Genomic DNA, 21,026 nt, shown 5'->3' with positions numbered 1-21,026 from the left:
CCGCGAGGTTCCCATGTCCCAAACCAATACCGACACCGCCGCCACCAAGGCCACCGATGCGCGCACCCCGCCTGTTGCCGTCTGGCAAGTCCTCGAAAAGCTGCGCGGCCAGGATCTGAGCGACTGGCGCCTGGCGGAAGTGGAGGGTCGCGCTTCGATTGCGGAGCGCAATCTCGATATCGGCATCCCCTTCGGCTGGTATCCGCTGCTGCTGTCGTCTGACCTCGCGGCAGGTGAGGTCAAGCCGCTGCGCTATTTCTCGCAGGATCTGGCGATCTGGCGCGGCGAAGACGGCCAGGTCCGTATGCTCGACGCCTATTGCAAGCATCTGGGCGCCCATATGGGCCATGGTGGCAAGGTGCATGGCAATCTGCTCGAATGTCCTTTCCACGCCTGGCGTTATGACGGGGACGAGGCGGTAGTGAAGGACGTACCCTATGCCCGCAATATCCCGCCCCAGGTGAAGCGCAAATGCACCCGCAACTGGCACATCACCGAAGCGAACCGCTGGATCTGGGCCTGGTATCATCCGCAGGACGTCGCGCCCCTGTTCGACGTCGCGATCCTGCCCGAAGCGACCGACCCCGAATGGACCGATTTCGACGTGCATGAATGGAATGTCTGGGGATCGATCCAGAACATGGCCGAAAATGGCGTCGACGTTGCGCATTTCCGCTTCATCCATGGCACTGCCAATGTGCCGCTGGGCGAATTGCGCTGGGGCGAATGGGGCCGGGGCGCGGACGTGAAGGCGAAGATGGGCACGCCCTGGGGCGAGGTCGATGGCCTTATCAGTTACGACACGATGGGGCCGGGGCAAAGCTGGACGCGCTTCACCGGCATTTCGGAGACGCTGCTGATGGCCTGCCTGGCCCCGGTCGAACTGGACCATGTCCATGTCCGCTTCTGCTTCACCCAGCCCAAGGCGCAGGCGGAGGGCGAGCGGGCCGGCGTCGCCAAGGCGATCATCCGCGACATCTGCAAGCAGTTCGATCAGGACAAGGTGGTGTGGGACCGGCAGAAGTTCGAACCCAATCCGATCATCTGCGACGGTGACGGCCCGATCCCGCAATTCCGCAAATATTATCAGCGCTATTATATCGATCAGAGCGCTGACTGACATCCATCAAGCCGATTACAATGATAAGGGCAGGAGAGGTTCGCATGGATATGACACGGCGCGAAGCCATGGCGGGCGCCACGGCGTTAGCCGGCCTGGCGGGAACGGCCCGGGCGGCCGCTTTGTCCTCCGGCCCGCTCGACACCCATGACGCGATGGGGCTGGCCGACCTCGTCCGCCGCAAGCAGGTTTCGGCGACCGAATTGCTGGACGCGGCGATCGGCCGCGCGGAGGCGCTCAATCCGCGCTTCAACTTCCTGGCGCAGAAACATTATGACTATGGCCACGCGGCGATCGCCAAGGGATTGCCGCAGGGACCGTTCAGCGGCGTGCCCTGGCTGCTCAAGGATCTCAACACCTATATCGCCGGCCTGGCGACCGAAAATGGCAGCCGCTTTTTCAGAGGCTACAAGCCCGACATCACGTCCGAACTGGTGCGCCGGATCGAGGCGGCGGGCTTCGTCATCTTCGGCAAGACGACCGTGCCCGAACTCGGGCTCACCGGTACGACCGAAAACAAACTGACCGGCGACACGCGCAATCCGTGGAACCCCGCCCATATCACCGGCGGATCGTCGGGCGGCGCGGCGGCGGCGGTGGCGGCGGGCGTGCTGCCCGCGGCCCATGCGACGGACGGCGGCGGGTCGATCCGCATCCCGGCTTCCTGTTGTGGCCTGTTCGGCCTTAAGCCCAGTCGCGGCCGGGTGCCGATGGGGCCGCCCCGCACCGAAGGCTGGGGCGGGCTGTCGGTGCATCACGCCATCACCCGCAGCGTGCGCGATTCCGCAGCGATCCTCGACGCGACCCAAGGTCCGGAACCGGGGGGGCGCTATGCAGCGCCGACCCCGGCCGAGAGCTTCCTGTCGCAGGTCGGCAAGGCACCCGGCCGCCTGCGTATCGCGCTGATGCTCAATGCCCCGTCGGGCGCGCCGGTCGATCCGGACTGTATCGAAGCCACCCGCCGGGCCGCGCGCCTGTGCGAAACGCTCGGCCATCATGTGGAGGAAGCAGCGCCGAAACTGGATGTCGCGGCGATCGGCGCGGCGAGCTTCGTTTTGGTCGGCGCGTCCGTGGCCGCCGATATGCTGGACCGCGCCAAGGCAACCGGGATCGCGATCGGGCCGGACGTTCTGGAGCCGATCACGCTGGGCTTTGTCGGCTATGGGCAAAAAACGACCGGCATGGACTTCGCGCGGGCGAACAATACGCTGCAAACCGCCGCCGTCATAATGGCGCAGTTCATGGCGCGGTATGATGTGATCCTGTCCCCCACGCTGGCGGCGCCGCCGCTGGAGCTGGGCCGGATCAACCTGACCCCCGATGTTGATTTTATGGCCTGGGGACAGCGGACCGCGGCCTTCTCGCCCTTCACCCAGATTGCCAACATGACCGGTCAGCCAGCCATGTCGGTGCCGCTGGGCATGGCCAAGAATGGCTTGCCGGTCGGCGTCATGTTCATGGGGCGCTATGGCGACGAGGCAACCCTGTTCCGTCTGGCGGGGCAGCTGGAAAAGGCCGCGCCGTGGAAAGACCGGCGTCCGGCACCATAAGATATCTGGAGATAATGATGCGCGGATTGGCGGGGAAAACAGGAATTGTTGCGGGCGGCGGACGTGGCATCGGCGCTGCGACGGCGCGGCGGCTGGCGGCCGAAGGCGCGTCGGTGGTGATCGGCGACATCGAGAGCGACTGGGCGGCGGAAACCGCCCGCATCATCTGCGCGGAAGGTGGCAAGGCGATCGGCGTGGCGCTCGACGGGACCAAAGCAACATCGCAGGCCGCTATCGTCGAAGCAGCGCTGGCCGAATTTGGCCGCCTTGATTTCTACCACAGTAATCTTGCGGGTGGGACAGAAGGCGATATCGACATACTTAATTGCAGCGAAGCGGTGCTTGACCGTTCCTTCGCCATCAACGCCAAGAGCCATTTCCTGGCGACGCAGGCCGCCCTGCCGATACTGATCGAACGCGGCGGCGGCACCATGATCTACACCTCTTCGGGCGCGGCGATTTCCGGCAACCCGTTGCAGGTCGCCTATCCCATGACCAAGAATGCGCTGCACGCGCTGGTACGTCATGTCGCGCGCAAATATGGCAAGCAGGGCATCCGCGCCAACGGCATCTGCCCCGGCGTCGTCCTGACCGAAGCGGTGGCCCAGCATCTGACCGACGATTATGTCGCATCGATGCTGGACAACCTGCCGCACCGGCGGCTGGGCCAGCCGGACGATATTGCCGGCGCGGTCGCCTTCCTCGCGTCCGACGATGGCGAATGGGTCAATGGTCAGCTCTGGCACGTCAATGGCGGGTCACTGCTGCGTGACTGACGCCCCCGTCCAGAGAACATCCAATCCGTGGCTCGTCCTCGTAACGCTGCTGCTCATCTATATCGTCAACTATGCCGACCGCTATCTGATCACCGGGCTGATCGGGCCGATCAAGGCGGAGTTCGGCATCGGCGACGCCATGGTCGGCATGTTGATGGGGCCGGCCTTCGTCTTTCTCTATGTCGTCCTCGGCGTCCCGTTCGCGCGGCTGGCGGACCGCACTTCCCGCGTCCAGATCATCGCGGCGGGCTGCGTGCTGTGGAGCATCGCCACCATCGGCACCGGCCTTGCTGCCGGCCCGGTCGGCCTGACGCTGGCGCGGATCGCGGTGGGCGTGGGAGAGGCGGCGTTCGTCGCACCCGCCTATTCGCTGCTGTCGGATTATTTCCGGCCCGAACGGCGTGGCCTGGCGTTCGCGATCCTCGGCCTTGCCGCCTATATCGGCCAGATCGGCGGGCAGGCGGGCGGTCCGGCGATCGCCGCGCATCATGACTGGCGCATGGCCTTCTACAGCATCGGCGCTGTGGGCGTGCTGCTAGGCTTTGCCGCGCTCGCCGTGATCCGCGAGCCGCGCCGCGGTCCGGCCGGCGGCGCTGCACCGATTGACGCCGTGCCGTTCGGCCAGTTGATCCGCAGCCTGATCCGCAGCCCGGCCTATCTGTGCATGATGTTCGCTTTCGGCTTCGGTGTGCTGTCGGGCGTGTCCTTCGGCTATTGGGGCCCGGAACTGCTCACCCGCGGCTTCGCGCTTGATCCGGTGGCGGTGAAGATGACCTTCGCGCTCAATTTCGGCCTGTCCGGGCTGGTCGGCATGCTGCTCTTCGGCGCGCTGTCCGATCGCCTGGCGCGGCGCAGCATGGTCTGGCCCTCGCGCCTGTCCGCCTTGGCGCTGGGGGCGGCGACCTGCGCTATCATGGCGGCGACTTGGGCGGGCAGCTTCGACATGGCGCGCCTTGCCGCCATCCCGGCCGGACTTTTGGGGGGTGGTTGGTCTGTGGGCTTCATGGCGACCCTGCAATATATGCTGCCGCCGCGCATCCGCGCTGCATCGACCGCGCTGTTCCTCGCCGTCACGACCCTGCTCGGCTTCTTCGTCGGCCCTTGGGCGACGGGGGCGCTCAGCCAGATGCTGGGGCATGACGCCGCGGCGCTGCGCATGGCGCTGTCGTTCATCATCCCCTTCGGCTTCCTCTCCGCGCTGCTAGGCTGGGCCGCGGGCGCCCGCGTAGAGCGGGATCGGACGATGCTGCACCACGCGGTTTCGATTCGACCTGCCGACCCTTTGCTGGCAAGACCGGAGCAGGAAAGGGGATAGAGCAATCCTATGAGTGAGGTTTTCGCGTTTGACGAAACGGACCGCAAGATTGTCGAATATCTGCGACATAACGGCCGGGCGACCAACCAGCAGATCGCCGAGACCCTCAGCCTGATCGCCTCCACCGTGTCCACGCGCATCCGACGGATGGAGGATGCAGGGATGCTCCGCGTCGTCGCCGTTTCCGATTTCGCGGTCCATGGTTATCATGTCCTCATCCATCTGGCGGTAGAGGTCAGCGGCCGTCCCGCGCTCGACGTCGCCGAGGAACTGGCCGCTCATCGCGAGGTGTTTGCCGCCCATCTGGTCACTGGCCGCTATGAAATCAGCCTGCTCCTCACCTTGCGGGACATGGACGAACTGTCGCCGCTTATCACCGACAAGCTGGCCAAGGTGCCCGGCGTGCGCGCCATGACCCCTGCGATCGGCCTCGACATCGTCAAATATGGCCTCGACACCGCCCCGATCGACAGCCGGAGGCTTTCATGAACCGGCCCGATCTCGACGATCTCGATCATCAGTTGATCGACATATTGGCGCAGGACGCGCGCGTCTCCAACCGCAAGATCGCGAGCGACCTGGGCGTCAATGAAGGCACGATCCGGGGCCGGATCAAGCGGTTGCAGCAGGATCGCCTGATCGCTTTTACCGCGCTCACCAGTCTCAAGCTGGAAAAGGCCACCAATATCGGTTTCGTAGCGGTCCAGGCCGAAGCCGGCCATGTCCGCCAGATCGCGCGCGACATCGCGCATATCCCGATGGTTCAGTCGGTCATGATCATGCTGGGGCCGTTCAACATCATGGCGACCTGCCTGTACGACGATCTGGACAGGTTCCATACCGTGACGTCGGGGCAGATCCTTGCGATGGACGGCGTCTATCATATCGAAACTTCGCTCGCGGTCAGGACGGTAAAGTTCAGCAACCGCGTCGTGCGGATCACCGATGGCGCGAGCGCAAACGCCGACTAAAGTTGACTGCATCGATATTCGGAAATAATTATTTGTAATATTCCGCAAATCGACGCTTGAAACCCAAATCTGCATGATATAGCAGAATGGAAGGCGGGAGCTTCGGCGAATATTGCCAAGGCCCGCCAGCGATAGGAGCGGATGCGTCCGGCCCCAGAGGCGGCTCATCATCATGTCCGGTCATGCGCTGCAAGCAATGCGGCGTGTGCCGCCATGCTCCCCCACGGGATTTTGAGGGCGGCCTGCAATGGAATTCGCATTTACCGACGAACAGCAGATGATCGCGGAGACGGCGCGCGCCTTCTTCACGGAACATGCGACCAGCGCGCGCACGCGCCAGGCGATGGCGGGCGACGGCATCGATCGCGCGCTGTGGCGGGCCTTCTGCCAGGAACTGGGATTGTCGGGCATCGGGCTGCCGGAAAGCGCGGGCGGTGCAGGGCTGGGAATGGTCGAACTGGCGATCGTCGCGGAAGCGGCCGGTGCGCAGGTCGCGGCGCTACCCATGCTGGGCAGCCTGGTGCAGGCGGGGCAGGCGATCGCCGCCGGCGGCAGCGATGCCCAGCGCACGACATGGCTTCCCGCCCTGCTGTCGGGGGATCAGATAGCGGGGCATCTTGCTGATGGGACTCTCAATGCGGCTGGTGACCGGTTGACCGGCGGTTCGCGCTTCGTCACCCATGGCGCCAGCGCTGACCTGTTTCTGGTCACGGACGGGCAACGGGCTTGGATCGTGCGCGCCGATGCGCCGGGCGTCGCCGTCACGGCCCAGACCAGCATGGACCAGACCCGCCCGATGGCCCATATCGTGCTGACCGACGCGCCGGGCGAAGCGTTGCCCGATCCGGCTGCGGCGCTTATCGCCGCGCATCGCGCCGCCTGCATCGCCATTGCCGCCGAAGCCTTGGGCGGCGCGCAGGCGTGCCTCGACCGGACCGTCGCCTATGCGCAAGAGCGGGTGCAGTTCGGCCGCCAGATCGGTTCCTTCCAGGCCTATAAGCATCGCCTCGCCGACATGATGATTGAGATCGAGCAGGCCCGATCGGCCGTCTACTGGGTGGCCTGCGCGGTCGACGAGGGCGCGGACGACGCGCCCCTTGCGATCCACGCGGCCAAGAGCTTCGGCGCCGACACCTATTTCCGCTGCGCCGGGGACATGATCCAGCTCCATGGCGGTATCGGCTTCACCTGGGAACATGACGCGCATCTCTTCTTCAAGCGCGCCCGGTCGCTCCAGACGATGCTGGGCAATGGCAATGGGCACCGCGAAGCGATCGCCACGATGATCCTGGGAGAAGCAGCATGAAACTGGGTTTTTCTCCCGCCGACGAACTGTTCCGGCAGGAATGCGCCGACTGGCTGAACGGCCAGATGGCCGGCGAATTTCGCGACATCAAGGGCGTCACGAAGCTGACCGGCAGCCCCGAACGGCGCAAGGAATGGGAACGGCAACTGGCCGCCCATCGCTGGTCCTGCATCGGCTGGCCGGTCGAATGGGGCGGGCGCGACGCGACGCTGGCGCAACAGGTGATCTTCGCAGAAGAATATGCCCGCGCCGGCGTGCCGGGCCGGGTCAACCATATCGGCATCGAACTGGCCGGGCCGACGATCCTGACCTTCGGCACGCAGGAACAAAAGCAACGCTTCCTGCCCGACATCGCGGCAGGCAGGACCATTTTTTGCCAAGGCTTTTCCGAACCCAATGCGGGGTCGGACCTCGCCAGCGTGCGCACCAAGGCGCGGCTGGAAGGCGACGAATGGGTCGTCAACGGCCAGAAGATATGGACCAGCCTGGCGCATATTTCCGACTGGATTTTCGTCATTACCCGCACCCGGGAGGGGTCGCAGGGACCGAAAGGCCTGACCTTCCTGATGATGCCGATCGACCAGCCCGGCATCGACATACGCGGCATCCGCCAGATCAACGGCGATGCCGAGTTTAACGAGACCTTCTTCACCGATGCACGCTGTCCGGCGGACAGCCTGATCGGCGCGGAGGGCGACGGATGGCGCATTGCCATGGGGCTGCTCGCGTTCGAGCGTGGCGTTTCGACGCTGGGCCAGCAAATGGGCTTCCGCAACGAACTGGACGAGATCATCGCGGCCGCCAAGGCCAATGGCGCCGCCAATGACCCGCTCATCCGCCAGCGGATCGCCAAAGCGGAAATCGGCCTGCGTCTGATGCGCTATGGCGCGTTGCGGATGCTGTCGCAGACCGACCATAGCAAGATCGACGGCGCGGCGCTGACCTACAAGATCCAGTGGGCGAGCTGGCGCCGCAATCTGGGTGAACTGGCGATGGACGTTCTGGGCCAGGGCGGCGAGATCGGCGATCAGGCGGATTATGAGTGGGATACGCTGCCCAATCTGTTCCTCTTCTCGCGATCCGACACCATCTATGGCGGCACCAACCAGATTCAGCGCAACCTGATCGCGGAACGCGGCCTGGGCCTGCCCCGCGAACCCCGCGGAGCGGCCTGAGCGGTGGAGGAGGATGACCCGTTCGAGCGGCTGAAAAACCTGCCGCCGCGCGGGCATCACGCCCTGCTGGGCATCTACACCGTCGATAATGGGCCGGACTGGGCCGAGCTGGCCTGCCCCTTCGCCCCCGGCTTCCTGATCGATCCCGATGCCGGGTTGGTGGCGTCGGGGCCGGTCATATCGCTGGTCGATGCGGCGGCGGGCGCGGCGATCATCGCACGGACCCGGCAATGGCGCGGCATGGCGACGCTGGACCTGCACATCGACTATCTGCGTCCCGCCAAGGCCGGGCAGACCCTGTATGCGCGTGCCACCTGCCATCATGTGACGCGCAAGGTCGCCTTCACCCGCTGCGACGTGCATGACGGCGATCCCGCCAGCCCGATCGCCTTCGCCACCGCCAGCTTCTTCTTCACGGATGCGCCATGATCGCCGACACGCCTTATGCGCGGATGCTGGGCATCGCCAGCATCGCCTCGGAACCGGGCACGGTCGGCCTGATGATGCCCGCTACGACGCAACTGGAAGGGCGGCAGGGCTTCCTTTATGGCGGCGTCATCGCCAGTCTGCTGGAACTGGCCTGTCTGGAGGCGATCACGCAGGAACGGGACAGCGATGGTCCCCGGCCCAAGCCGATCAACATCAGCTTCGACTTCCTGCGCGGCGGATTGATGGTCGAGACATTTGCGCAGGCTCGGCTCAGCCGCGTGGGGCGGCATGTCGTGAATGCCGATGCGATCTGCTGGCAGGCGGGCCGGGACAGGCCGATCGCCACCGGCCGGATGCATTTGCTACTGGATCAGGGGAGAGGTCGATGAAATTGCTGGAAGGTCGCGTCGCCGTCGTCACCGGCGCCAGTCGCGGCATCGGCGCCGCCATCGCGCGCAGATTCGCGGCCGAAGGAGCCGCGGTCGCAATCGTCGCGCGCACCGTAGAGCCAGGCGGCCCCCTCGCGGGATCGCTGACGGAAACGGCGGAGCGTATCCGGTCTGCCGGCGGCCAATGCCTGATGATCGCCGCCAATCTGGCCGACCCTGTCGACCGCGCCCGCATCGTGCCGGCAACGGTTGCGCATTTCGGCAGGCTCGACATTCTGGTCAACAACGCCGCCTGGTCGCGCTTCCTGCCGATCTGGGAAGCGCAATCCCGCCATGTCGATCTCGCCTTCCAGATGAATGTTCATGCCCCGCAAGCCTTGTCGCAGCAGGCCCTGCCGCATTTCCGGACGCAGGGCGAAGGCTGGATCTGCAACATCTCCAGCGCCACCGCTGACCGGCCACCGCCTGCGCCCTACGACCCCGACGATCGCTATGTCCGCTTCAACCGCGATGGCCATGCGACGCTCTATGGCACGACCAAGGCTGCGCTCGACCGGTTGACCGCCGGCTGGGCGGTGGAATTGTCGCGTGAGAAGATCGCGGTCAATGCGCTGGCTCCTGTCGGTGCGGTCGCCAGCGAAGGGGCGATGGCGATGGGCGGCTGGGATGCGCGCGACCATATCGAGCCGGTCGAGGCGATGGCGGAAGCCGCACTGCAGCTCTGCCATCGCCCCGCTGCCGAATGGACAGGGCATATCGTGCGTAGCCTGCCCCTGCTGGAACGGTTGCAGGTGCCGGTGCGCGGACTGGACGGGCTTCAGCCGATATAGCGCGTCCGATAGGCGGCGAAGGCGCGCTTGATCGCCTCTTCGTCCAGGCCGAAACGCTCCGGCGCATAATCGTGCGTCGGCCGTTGCTCGCGCTTGTTCCCCGCGAGAAACTCGTTCAGCACCGTTTCCATGCCGGCATCGACGGCGATGCCCATGCGCGACAACACCCGCTCGGCCTGCGCCAGCGGTTCGCGCGCGACCTGCCGGTAATCGATGTCGATGAAGCGATGCTCGCCGATCCGCGCCCGCGCCGCCTCGAACCGCTGCATCCAGTCGACCAGCCGCGGGAACCAGAAGGCGCCGACCTCATGGTCGCTGACGGTCGCACTCAACTTGTAGAGCGCGGCCTGCATCGAGACATAGGATGGCACGGTCTGCACCGGATCGCGATGCGTCATGATGAGCAGGGCGTCGGGAAAGGCCGCCGCCGCGATCTCCGCATAGGGCAGGTTGGACGGGCTTTTGAGTATCCATTTCCGGCTGCGCCGGGCGGGATCCTGCCATTGCAGATATTGCAGGATCGTCTTGAGGTCCGCATGGCCCTTTGACTGGTCATAACCGTTCAGCCACCCCGCGAAGTCCGGCACGAAGTTCATCGCCTCCACCATGGTGCTGACGAACATCTGGCCCAGGATCAGTATCTCCTCGTCCGGCGCGTCGGGATCGAGCGGATGGATCGACGCCAGTTCCGGCGCGACTTGCAGCCAGCCGTCGATCATCGCCTGCGCATAGGCGCGCCGCTCGACCGGATGGCCGCGTTCCTCGCCGGGGAAGGGCGCGAAATTCTGCGCTTCATACCAGCGGATGCCGGTCATTCCCGGCGCGCTGGCGAGCAGGCGCTGGAAAATGGTGCTGCCGGTGCGCGGCAGGCCCAATATGATGCCCGCGACCTCGACTTGTTCGTCCAGTATTTCGGGATGGCGCCTGATGTCCTCCACCATGCGTAGCCGGCTGGTCAGGCCCTTGACGATCGATTCGGTTTGCGCGGCATGGCCGTCGGCGGTCAGGCGCCCTTCGCGGTTGGACGCGGCAATCAACTGGTCCATCGGCTCCAGGAACCACAGGTCGCCAAAGTCCGCCAGCTGTGCCCGGTCGCGCGCCCGCTGCAACAGCGTCTCGCGGTCGAGAGGCGGCGTAGCAATATCTTCGGGTTGCGTGGCCATTTCCGTCTTCTCCTGACTCATCTTGGGTTTAGCCGGCGGTCTGGCCGCCATCGACGGCCAGCGCCGTGCCGGTGATCCGTTTCGCCTCGTGCGACGCAAGGAAGGCGACGGCATCGGCAATATCCTCCGGGTCGCACAGCGCGCCGTCGTCCAGCCAGGGCGCGGCGCGCATCACCATCGACCAGTCGATGTCCGCACGGGACGCCTGCGCGACCATCGGCGTCTTGACCCCGGTGGGGCAGACGGCGTTGACCCGCACGCCTTCCTTCGAAAATTCCAGCGCCAGCGCCTTGGTCAGGCCGATAACGCCATGTTTCGACGCGCTATAGGCCGCGTTGAACGGCACGCCGACCAGACCCGCCGCCGACGCCATGTTGACGATCGTCCCGCGCCGCTCGACCAGATGCGGCATCGCCGCGCGCGCCATATGATAGACGCCGCTCAAATTGATCGCGATCACCCGGTCCCAGCGGCCTTCGTCCACGTCCGCCAGCCGGCCGAAATCCAATATGCCGGCGATATTGCACAGCACGTCCAGCCCGCCGTTCAGCGCCACCGCCCGGTCGACCATCGCCCGGCAGGACGCTGCATCCGCGACATCGAGTGCGACAGCAGTAGCCGCGTTGCCGATGTCATGCGCGGCCGCTTCCAATCCCTCGACATTGCGGTCGCCGATCACCACCTGCGCGCCCTCCGCCGCCAGCCGCTTGGCGACCGCCAGGCCGATCCCGGACGCCGCCCCGGTCACGATCGCGGACTTGCCGGCGAAGCGCGGGGTCACGGCGCCATCCAGTGGCCGCCATTGACGTCGAGCGTCGCGCCGCTGACGACCCGCGCATAGTCGGAAATCATCATCAGCACCGCGCGCGCGCAATCGTCCTCCGGCGGAATGATGCCGATCGGGATGTCGCGCGTGATCCCCGCGACCACTGCGTCGCGCGCTTGCCCCGCATCGACCTGCGTCTGGATATGCTGCTCCACCGGTGCGCCATGGATCCAGCCCATGCGGCAGGTATTGACCCGGATGCCGACGCGGCCAAGGTCGCTCGCCATATATTTGGTCAGCGTATTGAGCGCGCCCTTCGCCACCGCATAACCCATCTCCATGCCATGCTCGCCGCCAAAGGGGCGCACCGTCGCCATGGTGGACACGTTCACCACCGCGCCGCCGTCGCGCAAATAGGGGGTGCAGGCCTGCGTCAGCCGCAGCGCGCCCAGACAATTGACGTCGAACGCCTTGGCCATGTCGGCGGGATCGGCATTGGCGATGAAGCTCCAGTCGCCATGATAATAAGCGCTGTTTACCAGCCCATCGACACGGCCGCCAAAGGCCGCTGCGGCGCGTTCGGCCAGCGCGGTGCACTGGGCCGCGTCGGCGACGTCGCAGGCGACGGCGATGGCCTGGCCACCGTCAGCCACGATGTCGGCGCGAACCTGCTCCAGGAACGCCGCGTTGCGGGCCGCAAGTATGACGCTGGCGCCTTCGGCCGCTGCGATCCGTGCGAGCGCCTGCCCCATGCCAGGGCCTACGCCACTGACGATCACCACCTTGTCTTGCAGCAGCATCTCTCTCTCCTTTTCCTGCCGGGTCCGCGGGGTTCTCGCCCGTTCGGTTGTCGCAGGGCATTTCCCTGTCGGGTTGACGCAGGACATATCCGGCAATTATATCCGCAATCAATAACTATATTGAATTTATAATTGTACTTTGCGTAGAATGATTGCGGATATGGCGACGATGACGCGCCATTCGCTATGGCGTGCGGGGACCATCCGTGCTACAGGATGCGGAGCGAGAGGATATATATATGGCTACGTCGTCGGATTATCGTCTGGGTGAATATGACTTCCCACGCGGCTGGTTCATGATCGGCGAAAGCGCGGAGGCGTCATCGACGCCCAGCGCGATCCGCTATTTCGGGCAGGATCTGGTCCTGTATCGCGGGCAAAGCGGCCAGCCCTATGTGGTGGAGGCCTATTGCCCGCATATGGGCGCGCATCTGGCGAAGAACACGACCAGCTATATCGTGCGCGACGGCGAGCAGGTGGAGGGCGAATCGATCCGCTGCCCTTTCCACGGCTGGCGCTACGGCCCCGATGGCCAGTGCAACCATATCCCCTATTCCGACTTCGTGCCCAAGGCGGCGAAGCTCAAAAGCTTTCCGGTGATCGAGCGCGCGGGCATATTGTGGCTGTGGCATGATCCCGAAGGGCTGGAGCCCGATTTCGATCTGCCTGACTTTGGCGGCCATTGGGACCAGCCCGGCTGGGTCCATTGGAAGGTCGACTATATGGGCGACCTCGACATCCACCCGATCGAAGTGGTCGACAATATGGCCGACTATGGCCATTTTGTCCCGATCCATGGCGCCAAGGACTTCGTCTACTTCGCCAATGAGTTCAAGGACCATGTCGTTCATCAATATTATGCCGCCGGACATCGGACATTGACACTCAATCCCGAGGACGTGCTGACCCTCGATACCTGGTATGCCGGTCCGTCGATCCTGCAGTCGGAGATGGAGGGTGCGTTCAACAGCTTCATCATGATCACCCATACCCCGATCGAGGATGGCAAGATCCGCGTCTGGCACGGGTTGATGGTGCAGGTGAATGACGGCTCCGCGCCGATCACCGACGATCTGCGCGCAGCCGCGCTGGAATATCAGGAGGGCAGCCGTCTCGCCTTCGCGCAGGATGTGGAAATCTGGCAGAACAAGCGCGCCTGCCTCAACCCGTTGGTGGTTCCCAATGACGGCCCCTATGGCAAGGTTCGCCTCTGGTACAAGCAATTCTACAACCCGCGCGACCAGGCGCCGGACGCGCACAAGCGCACCAACGGCCTCTATGTGACGCTCGACAAGCGCAAGTCCAGCGCCGCGGCCTGAAGGAGAGCATGATGGAACGGAGTGAACGTCCGGTGGCGATCGTCACCGGCGCCAGCCGGGGTGCGGGCCGCGGGATCGCAGTGGCATTGGGGGGGGCGGGCTATCGCGTGTATGTGACCGGCCGCACCGTGCGCGACGGGCAGGCGCCCTTGCCCGGCACGATCGGCGCGACGGCTGCGCAGGTGGATGCGGCCGGGGGCGAGGGCAGGGCGGTGCAGGTCGATCATGGCGATGCCGCCGCGATCGCCGCGCTGTTCGATCGCGTCGCGCAGGAAAGCGGCCGCCTCGACATCCTCGTCAACAACGTCGCGGCGCTGCACGACGACCTCGTCAAGCCTGGCCCTTTCTGGGAAAAATCGACCGATCTGGTCGGCATTCTCGATGTCGGGCTGCGCTCCCATTATCTGGCGAGCTGGCACGCGGCGCGGATGATGGTGCCGGCGAACAGCGGACTGATCGCCTTCACCTCCTCCTTCGGCTCGGTCTGCTATATGCATGGCGCGGCCTATGGCGCGCAGAAGGCGGGCGTGGACAAATTTGCCGCCGACATGGGCGTGGATTTCCGCGACACCGGCGTCACCGCGGTCGCGCTATGGATGGGGCCGCTGCTGACCGAGCGCAGCGCCCAGACCCTGTCCGATCATCCAGACCAATATGCAAAATTCATGGCGGACGCTGAAACGCCCGAGTTTAACGGGCGGGTGATTGCGGCGATCCATGACGATCCGGACCGCGATGCACTCAACGGCCAGACCTTCATCACCGCCGAAATCGCCGCGCGCTACGGCATCACCGAAAGCGGCGGGCGTACCCCGCCATCCTATCGGGCGATGCTGGGCGATCCGCGCATAGCCCATCCCGCGATCGTCGCCTGACCGGCGCGGTCATGGAGATCGCGACCCGGCCCGCGCGTCATCCGCTTCACCATGCGTGACTCGCCCAGTTTCCTGCTTGGCTGCGCCACTGGCGTGTTTGTGATGATCCTGCTCCAGAGGCTTGCAGCGGGCTAGGCGCCTGATCCCGATGGGCAATGGTATGGGGCGGTTTACATCGATCCGGCGCTTGCAGATGCGGGCGACATAAATTTCAGCAGCAAATAGCGCCGCGGCGCCATGACCAGTCCTTCTGCTCGGAAGGCGAGGATGGGGTGATGAGTGGCCTCGCCCCATTGAGGCATCGCCGACGCGCGCCCGCTTGCGCTGCCTTGGGCCTGTCGTCAGGTGGGGCCGGACCATCGGGCGAGAATCGCCAAGCTATGTTCGATCCGCAGCAGGGTCTGGCCGCGGACGCGGCCGAGCGGAAGCGGCTATCGGATCCGTCGCAACGCCATCTCGCCGGACAGGCATCTGATGCTCTTGCCCTTGCACTCCGCCGTGAAGCCGGCGCAGCCCCCGACGACTCCTCTCAATACAACCTAATTTATATTTGTTTTGCAAGACATGTGGGTATGCGGAAATCCTCGCTCGTTCGAAAATCAAAGAAGGATTTACTGGAAATGATAATTCTATAAATATCTGTTAAAAAACGATAAAATATAGATATCAGTGTAGCGGACGGCCCGTACTTTCCCATTTGCGTGCATAAACCGCCGCTGGCCACGCTTGCCGGTTGACATTTGCCTAATCAAAGTTAGTTTGAGGTTCTCAAAGATGCCTGGACGGGCACGGCAAAATGGGAGAGCGTCATGAATGGTAAGCGACAATTGGCTTGCGGCATTGCCACTATAGGGCTGTTGGCTGCGGTGCCTGCATTTGGCCAGGATGCCCCGGGGGCAGGGGACGAAGGTCAGAGCAACGAAAAAATCGCGTCCCCGGCCGACATCGTCGTCACCGCGCAACGGCGGGAACAATCCCTGTCCAAGGTTCCGGTCGCGGTCTCGGCGTTCAATGCCGATACGCTTCAGTCGCGCAACGTGGCCAGCGAGCAGGACCTTGCGGCTCTGGTCCCCGGCCTGGTGGTCAAGAGCGGCCAGAATTCCAACCAGCTCAACTTCACGCTGCGTGGCCAGACGCTCGACCCATTTTCCGGCTCAAGCCCCGCCGTTCTCACTTATATCAACGAAGCGCCGGCAACCGAAGGCAACACGTCGACGGCCTTTTTCGACTTTAGTTCCGTGCAGGTGCTCAAGGGGCCGCAAGGAACGCTGTTTGGTCGCAATGCGACCGGAGGCGCAATATTGTACGAAACCACCAAGCCTGGTGATGACTTCGGCGGCTTCCTGACCGTCAAGGGAGGGCAGCGCAACTATATCCAGGTTCAGGGCGCTGTGGACATTCCTGTTTCCGATATCATCAAGGTCCGTGTCGCCGGCGACTATAACAAGCAGGACGGTTATATTCGCAATATCAAGACCGGCAATACGCTGGGCGATACCGATTCTCTGTCCGGTCGTATCACGGTCGTGCTCGAGCCGCGGGATGGTTTCAAGATGACGACCGTCGCGCAATATAGCGATTTCGGCGGCTCGGAAGGCGCGGGCGGCCTCTATTCCTATCATAAGGTGGGCGAGGTCAATAATGGCTATGTCCTCAACAGCACGCTCGACACGCTGTATGGGACGAACAGTCCCTTCGCGCCGCTGATCGGCGATGGGCCGCGGGGCGACGGCACATGGCCAGGCGCGGTGGCGGGCTATCTGGCATGGCAGCAGGCCAACCCCTATAAGGTCTGGCTCAGCTACGACCTGCCCCACAAGGCGCACACCGCGTTCATCACCAACACCGTCGAGGCGGAAATCGGCGACGACGTCGTGCTCAAGAACATCTTCAACTATGCAGATGCCTTCGCGCGCACGCCGGGCATTCTGACAGGTTCGCCCTTCGGTTCATTGAGCCTCTATAATCGCTCCGGTCTCGGCAACGGCCCTCCCGGTGGCGAAGTGTTCAAGACCGAGCGGATTTCCAATGAGCTGCAGTTGCAGGGTAAAACCGGCGGTCTTGAATATATCCTCGGCGTGTTCTACTCCGACACCACCAAGCAGGAATATATTCCTGTCATCGTCGGCGCGGAACTGCCGACGCCGCTCGCGGACATCGCCTATAATTATCAAGTCGGGAATGAGTCGAAAGCGGTATTCGGCCAGTTGACCTATGCTGTGACCGACAAGCTGAGCGTGACGGCTGGCGGACGCTATAGCTGGGAAACGGTGAGCCTTCGCCAGAAGGCGGGAAGTCTGTTCAATCTCAGCGGCTCCACGCCTCTCAAACAGGAAGCCAAGCTCCATGATCCAAGCTGGACGTTCAATATCCAGTATCAGATCAATTCCGGCAACATGGTCTATTTCGCCCAGCGTGGCAGCTTCCGCGCCGGCGGTTTCAATGGTGCGGTCGGTCCGTTCAACAATGCCAACTTCTTCGGCAACGAAAACACCTACGACTTCGAACTGGGCTACAAGTTCAACGACTATCTGGGGTCGATGCCGACACGGATCAATCTGGCCCTCTACCGCCAGATCGTGAAACACGCCCAGCATTCCCTGTTCGTCGATCTGGGCGCAGGCCCGTCGGCCTTCACCGTCAACGTGCCCGAAAAGCGCATCCAGGGCGTGGAATTCGACGCGAACATCAAGCCGAGCGATTGGCTGGAACTGGGCATATCGGGCGCCTATACCGATGCGAAGTTCACCCAGAACATCGTTGATCTCGCGCCGCTGGGCGGGCCGATCATTCCGTTCGATACCTATTCGGACGCGCCCAAATGGGCAGGTTCGGTCTTTGCCGAGATCACCATGCCGCTGTCGGAAGACATCGGTAAGGTAAAACTGCGCACTGACGTGTTCGGCCAGACGTCCACCCATTTCTCCAACAATGAAGGCTCGATCACGCCCCGCACCAAATTGCCCGGCTATGCAACCGTCGATGTCCGGCTGAGCTGGAACGATGTTATGGGCAGTAAATTCTCGGTCGCGGCTTATGCCAAGAACCTGCTCGACGAATTCTACTATAATTCGGGTTATGTCGAAGGCGGCAGCGGCGGTTTCAATACGGCGATCTGGGGTGAGCCCCAGACGTTCGGCGCGGAAGTGACCTACCGCTTCTGAAATCGCATCTTGGAGGGCAGGGGGAAATGGTCCCTGCCCTCCATCTCCCATGTCCAGGCACCCATCGCATATCGGTCGGCGACGTCCCATCAACCCTCGCGCCAGGAAAATCACAGGACATGCCGACTATCAGCAATCCCGATTATGACGCGGTCGTGATCGGTGCGGGCATCACCGGCATCTATCAAACCTATCTGCTCGACCAGAATGGGATGAGCGTATTGGGTGTCGATGCCGCCGGAGATGTCGGCGGTACCTGGTACTGGAACCGCTATCCGGGATGCCGACTGGATACGGAAAGCTACGCCTATGGCTATTTCGCGCTCAAGGGCATCATGCCCGAATGGCGATGGAGCGAGAATTTCGCAGGCCAGCCCGAAATGCTGCGTTACGTCAATGCTGCGGCCGACAAGATGGACATCCGTCGGTTCTACAAGTTCAAGACGAAGGTCTTGGCCGCGCACTATGACGACGAGACCAATGTCTGGAATGTCCGGCTGGACGACGGCACCGATCTGACCTGCCGCTATCTGATATCGGCCACCGGTCCGCTGTCGGCATCCAGCATGCCCTATTATAAGGGGCTGGACCTGTTCCGGGGCGAAGCCTTCCATTCGTCGCGCTGGCCGACAGACGCGGAAGGGAAGCCAAGGGATATCGACTTTACCGGCAAGCGCGTCGGCGTGATCGGCACCGGCGCCACCGGCGTCCAGATCATTCCCATCGTCGCGGAAACGGCACAGGATCTGTTCGTTTTCCAGCGCACGCCCAACTGGTGCACGCCGCTTGGCAATTCGGCTCTGAGCGACGCGGAAATGGATCTCATCAAATCGCGTTTCCCCACCATACTCGAATATGTGAAGACGACGCCCACCGCCTTCCCCTATCATCGCGATACGCGCAAAACATCCGAAGTCCCGGAAAAGGAGCGAAGCGCATTTTTTGAAATGCTTTATGATCGTCCCGGCTATGGCATCTGGCTGAGCAGCTTTCGCGACCTGTTGCTGAGCAAGGAATCGAACAAGATATTGGCGGATTTTGTCGCCGACAAGATCAGGCAGCGGGTCAATGATCCGGAAGTGGCCGAAAAGCTCATTCCGGTCGACCATCCATTCGGTGCGAAGCGCGTGCCCATGGAAACCAACTATTATGAAAGCTACAACCAGTCCAACGTCCATCTGGTCGACATAAAGACGACGCCCATCGACGAGTTCGTCGCACGCGGCGCAAAGATCGACGGCCAGATCTATGATCTGGACGTCGTCATCTTTGCGACCGGATTCGATGGCATAACCGGATCGCTCGACCGGATCGATATCCGTGGTCAGGACGGCCTGCGTCTGGTCGACGCCTGGGCCGATGGCCCTTCCACCTATCTGGGGCTCCAGGCTCGCGGATTTCCAAATTTCTATACGCTGGTCGGCCCGCACAATGGTTCGGCCTTTTGCAATGTCGGGGTGTGCGGCGCGCTGCAGGCCGAATGGGTCACGCAGATGCTATGCTATATGAAGGCTGGCAACTATAGCCGTTCGCAGCCCTCGCAGGCAGCCGAAAAACAGTGGACCGACGCGGTCTATGCGGACTTTGCCAGGACGCTGATGGCCGACACCAATGCCTGGTGGGTGAAGGTGACGCACAAGCCGGATGGCACCACCGTGCGTCGCACCCTCGTCTATGTCGGTGGTGGCCCGGAATATCGCAAGCGTTGCGAGGAGGTCGCCTATAGCGGCTATGAGGGTTTCGAACTTGCATGATGCGGGCCGGTTGCGGCTTGCGCATATGCGGCATCGACGGCTATCCACGCGGCCATAGCGGACACCACCGATCACATGATGTTCGCCGCCTGTATCTCGTTACCCAGTTTAAGGAGCGCTTATGACACCTGTATATATTCTGGCGGGCGTTCGTACTGCGATAGGCGACTTTGGCGGCAGCCTGAAGGATTATCCGCCCGCGAAACTGGGCGCCGCGGTCATAGCCGAAGCGATCGCACGGTCCGGTGTCGCGGCCGATCAGATCGGCCATGTCGTCATGGGCAACGTCATCCCCAGCGAACCCAAGGACGCCTATCTGGCGCGGGTGGCTGCGGTCGAAGCCGGCGTTCCGATCGAGGCGCCCGCCCTCACGCTGAACCGGCTATGCGGTTCGGGTGTCCAGGCAATCATCTCCGCCGCGCAGATGCTGGCCCTGGGTGAATGCGATTTCGCTGTCGCCGGTGGCGCGGAATCGATGACCCGGTCCCCGCACCATGTCGCCGCGGCCCGGTTCGGGCAGAAGATGGGCGACGTCAAGATGGTCGATGCCCTGATCGCGGTGTTGAGCGACCCGTTCGAAGGCATGCATATGGGCGTGACTGCTGAAAATGTGGCCGCAGATCATGCCATCTCGCGCGAGGATCAGGATCGCCTGGCCGTCGAAAGCCACTACCGGGCGACCCGTGCCCAGCGCGAAGGACGCTTTTCGTCGCAAATCCTGCCGATCACGGTCAAGGATCGGAAAGGGACGAGGCTGTTCGACACCGACGAGCATGTTCGCGCGGATGCCAGCGCGGAACAGCTTGCCGGTCTGAAGCCCGCCTTCAAGGCGGACGGTACCGTAACCGCCGGCAATGCTTCGGGGATCAACGACGGTGCTGCTGCCCTGGTTCTCGCGTCGCAGGCGGCCGTGGACGCGGGAAATCTGAAACCGCTGGCCCGGATCGTCGCATGGGGTCATGCCGGCGTGCAGCCGGACCGCATGGGCATCGGCCCGGTCAAGGCCGTTCCCATCGCGCTTGAGCGGGCGGGTCTTACCCTCGACCAGATGGATGTGATCGAATCGAACGAAGCCTTCGCGGCCCAGGCCTGCGCCGTCGCCAAAGTCCTGAAATTCGATCCGGCGAAGGTCAATCCGAACGGGTCTGGCGTGGCTCTGGGTCATCCGGTCGGCGCGACCGGCGCGATATTGACCGTCAAGGCGATCTACGAACTGGAGCGCATCAAGGGCCGCTACGGCTTGATCACCATGTGTATCGGCGGCGGACAGGGCATCGCCATGGTGGTAGAGCGCATGGCATAGCCCGTCCGGTAGCGCGCCTGT

Annotated in this window: 20 protein-coding genes; 17 read left to right on the top strand and 3 right to left on the bottom strand. The window is 63.5% G+C overall.

Annotated features, from left to right (window positions below; all coding sequences use genetic code 11):
- Positions 1-13 precede the first annotated feature (13 nt).
- From SBA_RS20540 to SBA_RS20490, 11 genes are all read left to right on the top strand, one after another.
- A complete protein-coding gene (locus tag SBA_RS20540; protein ID WP_261937476.1) occupies positions 14-1,120 on the top strand; it encodes a Rieske 2Fe-2S domain-containing protein in 1,107 nt (368 codons plus the stop codon).
- 44 nt (positions 1,121-1,164) lie between these two features.
- Entirely contained in the window at positions 1,165-2,670 is a 1,506-nt protein-coding gene (locus SBA_RS20535; protein ID WP_261937475.1) for an amidase, read from the top strand.
- Between the two features lie 14 nt (positions 2,671-2,684).
- Entirely contained in the window at positions 2,685-3,446 is a 762-nt protein-coding gene (locus SBA_RS20530) for an SDR family NAD(P)-dependent oxidoreductase (RefSeq protein ID WP_261937474.1), read from the top strand.
- Complete coding sequence (locus tag SBA_RS20525; RefSeq protein WP_261937473.1) at positions 3,439-4,761, top strand: spinster family MFS transporter; 1,323 nt, start codon at positions 3,439-3,441, stop codon at positions 4,759-4,761. Before SBA_RS20530 ends, SBA_RS20525 begins: the two co-directional genes overlap by 8 nt.
- 9 nt (positions 4,762-4,770) lie before the next feature.
- A complete protein-coding gene (locus tag SBA_RS20520) occupies positions 4,771-5,250 on the top strand; it encodes an Lrp/AsnC family transcriptional regulator (protein WP_261937472.1) in 480 nt (159 codons plus the stop codon).
- On the top strand, positions 5,247-5,732 hold the full coding sequence (locus SBA_RS20515) for an Lrp/AsnC family transcriptional regulator (RefSeq protein ID WP_261937471.1): 486 nt from the start codon (positions 5,247-5,249) through the stop codon (positions 5,730-5,732). The genes SBA_RS20520 and SBA_RS20515 overlap by 4 nt, the downstream gene beginning before the upstream one ends.
- Before the next feature lie 247 nt (positions 5,733-5,979).
- Complete coding sequence (locus tag SBA_RS20510; RefSeq protein WP_261937470.1) at positions 5,980-7,038, top strand: acyl-CoA dehydrogenase family protein; 1,059 nt, start codon at positions 5,980-5,982, stop codon at positions 7,036-7,038.
- Entirely contained in the window at positions 7,035-8,213 is a 1,179-nt protein-coding gene (locus SBA_RS20505) for an acyl-CoA dehydrogenase family protein (protein ID WP_224549022.1), read from the top strand. Before SBA_RS20510 ends, SBA_RS20505 begins: the two co-directional genes overlap by 4 nt.
- Before the next feature lie 3 nt (positions 8,214-8,216).
- Complete coding sequence (locus tag SBA_RS20500) at positions 8,217-8,642, top strand: PaaI family thioesterase (RefSeq protein ID WP_261937469.1); 426 nt, start codon at positions 8,217-8,219, stop codon at positions 8,640-8,642.
- Complete coding sequence (locus SBA_RS20495) at positions 8,639-9,031, top strand: PaaI family thioesterase (protein ID WP_261937468.1); 393 nt, start codon at positions 8,639-8,641, stop codon at positions 9,029-9,031. The genes SBA_RS20500 and SBA_RS20495 overlap by 4 nt, the downstream gene beginning before the upstream one ends.
- A complete protein-coding gene (locus tag SBA_RS20490; protein WP_261937467.1) occupies positions 9,028-9,861 on the top strand; it encodes an SDR family NAD(P)-dependent oxidoreductase in 834 nt (277 codons plus the stop codon). The genes SBA_RS20495 and SBA_RS20490 overlap by 4 nt, the downstream gene beginning before the upstream one ends.
- On the opposite strand, the gene SBA_RS20485 is transcribed toward SBA_RS20490, so the two are convergent.
- Genes SBA_RS20485 through SBA_RS20475 form a run of 3 tightly spaced genes read right to left on the bottom strand, consistent with a single transcriptional unit; the run spans position 9,849 to position 12,590 of the window.
- Positions 9,849-11,024: a sulfotransferase family protein gene (locus SBA_RS20485; protein WP_224549018.1), complete on the bottom strand. Its 1,176-nt coding sequence runs from the start codon at positions 11,022-11,024 to the stop codon at positions 9,849-9,851. The two genes, SBA_RS20490 and SBA_RS20485, sit on opposite strands and share 13 nt — an antisense overlap.
- 28 nt (positions 11,025-11,052) lie before the next feature.
- The gene (locus SBA_RS20480; protein ID WP_224549017.1) at positions 11,053-11,805 is read right to left on the bottom strand and encodes an SDR family NAD(P)-dependent oxidoreductase; all 753 of its coding nucleotides are present in this window, start codon (positions 11,803-11,805) and stop codon (positions 11,053-11,055) included.
- Positions 11,802-12,590 (bottom strand): SDR family oxidoreductase, encoded by a 789-nt coding sequence (locus SBA_RS20475; RefSeq protein ID WP_224549016.1) that lies wholly within the window; start codon positions 12,588-12,590, stop codon positions 11,802-11,804. The genes SBA_RS20480 and SBA_RS20475 overlap by 4 nt, the downstream gene beginning before the upstream one ends.
- Positions 12,591-12,829: 239 nt before the next feature.
- Here SBA_RS20475 and SBA_RS20470 point away from each other — a divergent pair, with 239 nt between their 5' ends.
- From SBA_RS20470 to bktB, 6 genes are all read left to right on the top strand, one after another.
- The gene (locus SBA_RS20470; protein WP_261937466.1) at positions 12,830-13,909 is read left to right on the top strand and encodes a Rieske (2Fe-2S) protein; all 1,080 of its coding nucleotides are present in this window, start codon (positions 12,830-12,832) and stop codon (positions 13,907-13,909) included.
- Between the two features lie 11 nt (positions 13,910-13,920).
- A complete protein-coding gene (locus SBA_RS20465) occupies positions 13,921-14,784 on the top strand; it encodes an SDR family NAD(P)-dependent oxidoreductase (protein ID WP_261937481.1) in 864 nt (287 codons plus the stop codon).
- Between the two features lie 380 nt (positions 14,785-15,164).
- Positions 15,165-15,419 (top strand): hypothetical protein, encoded by a 255-nt coding sequence (locus SBA_RS20460; RefSeq protein WP_261937465.1) that lies wholly within the window; start codon positions 15,165-15,167, stop codon positions 15,417-15,419.
- A 174-nt stretch (positions 15,420-15,593) separates the two neighbouring features.
- Positions 15,594-17,948, top strand: a complete 2,355-nt coding sequence (locus SBA_RS20455; protein WP_261937464.1) for a TonB-dependent receptor — start codon at positions 15,594-15,596, stop codon at positions 17,946-17,948.
- 119 nt (positions 17,949-18,067) lie between these two features.
- The gene (locus SBA_RS20450; RefSeq protein ID WP_261937463.1) at positions 18,068-19,702 is read left to right on the top strand and encodes a flavin-containing monooxygenase; all 1,635 of its coding nucleotides are present in this window, start codon (positions 18,068-18,070) and stop codon (positions 19,700-19,702) included.
- A gap of 121 nt (positions 19,703-19,823) precedes the next feature.
- The gene (gene bktB / locus SBA_RS20445; protein ID WP_261937462.1) at positions 19,824-21,005 is read left to right on the top strand and encodes a beta-ketothiolase BktB; all 1,182 of its coding nucleotides are present in this window, start codon (positions 19,824-19,826) and stop codon (positions 21,003-21,005) included.
- The last annotated feature ends 21 nt before the right edge of the window (positions 21,006-21,026 follow it).

It is taken from the genome of Sphingomonas bisphenolicum, assembly GCF_024349785.1.
GTDB lineage: Bacteria > Pseudomonadota > Alphaproteobacteria > Sphingomonadales > Sphingomonadaceae > Sphingobium > Sphingobium bisphenolicum.
Note: the sequence above shows the minus strand (reverse complement) of the source record. Positions and strands in the feature narration are given on the sequence as shown.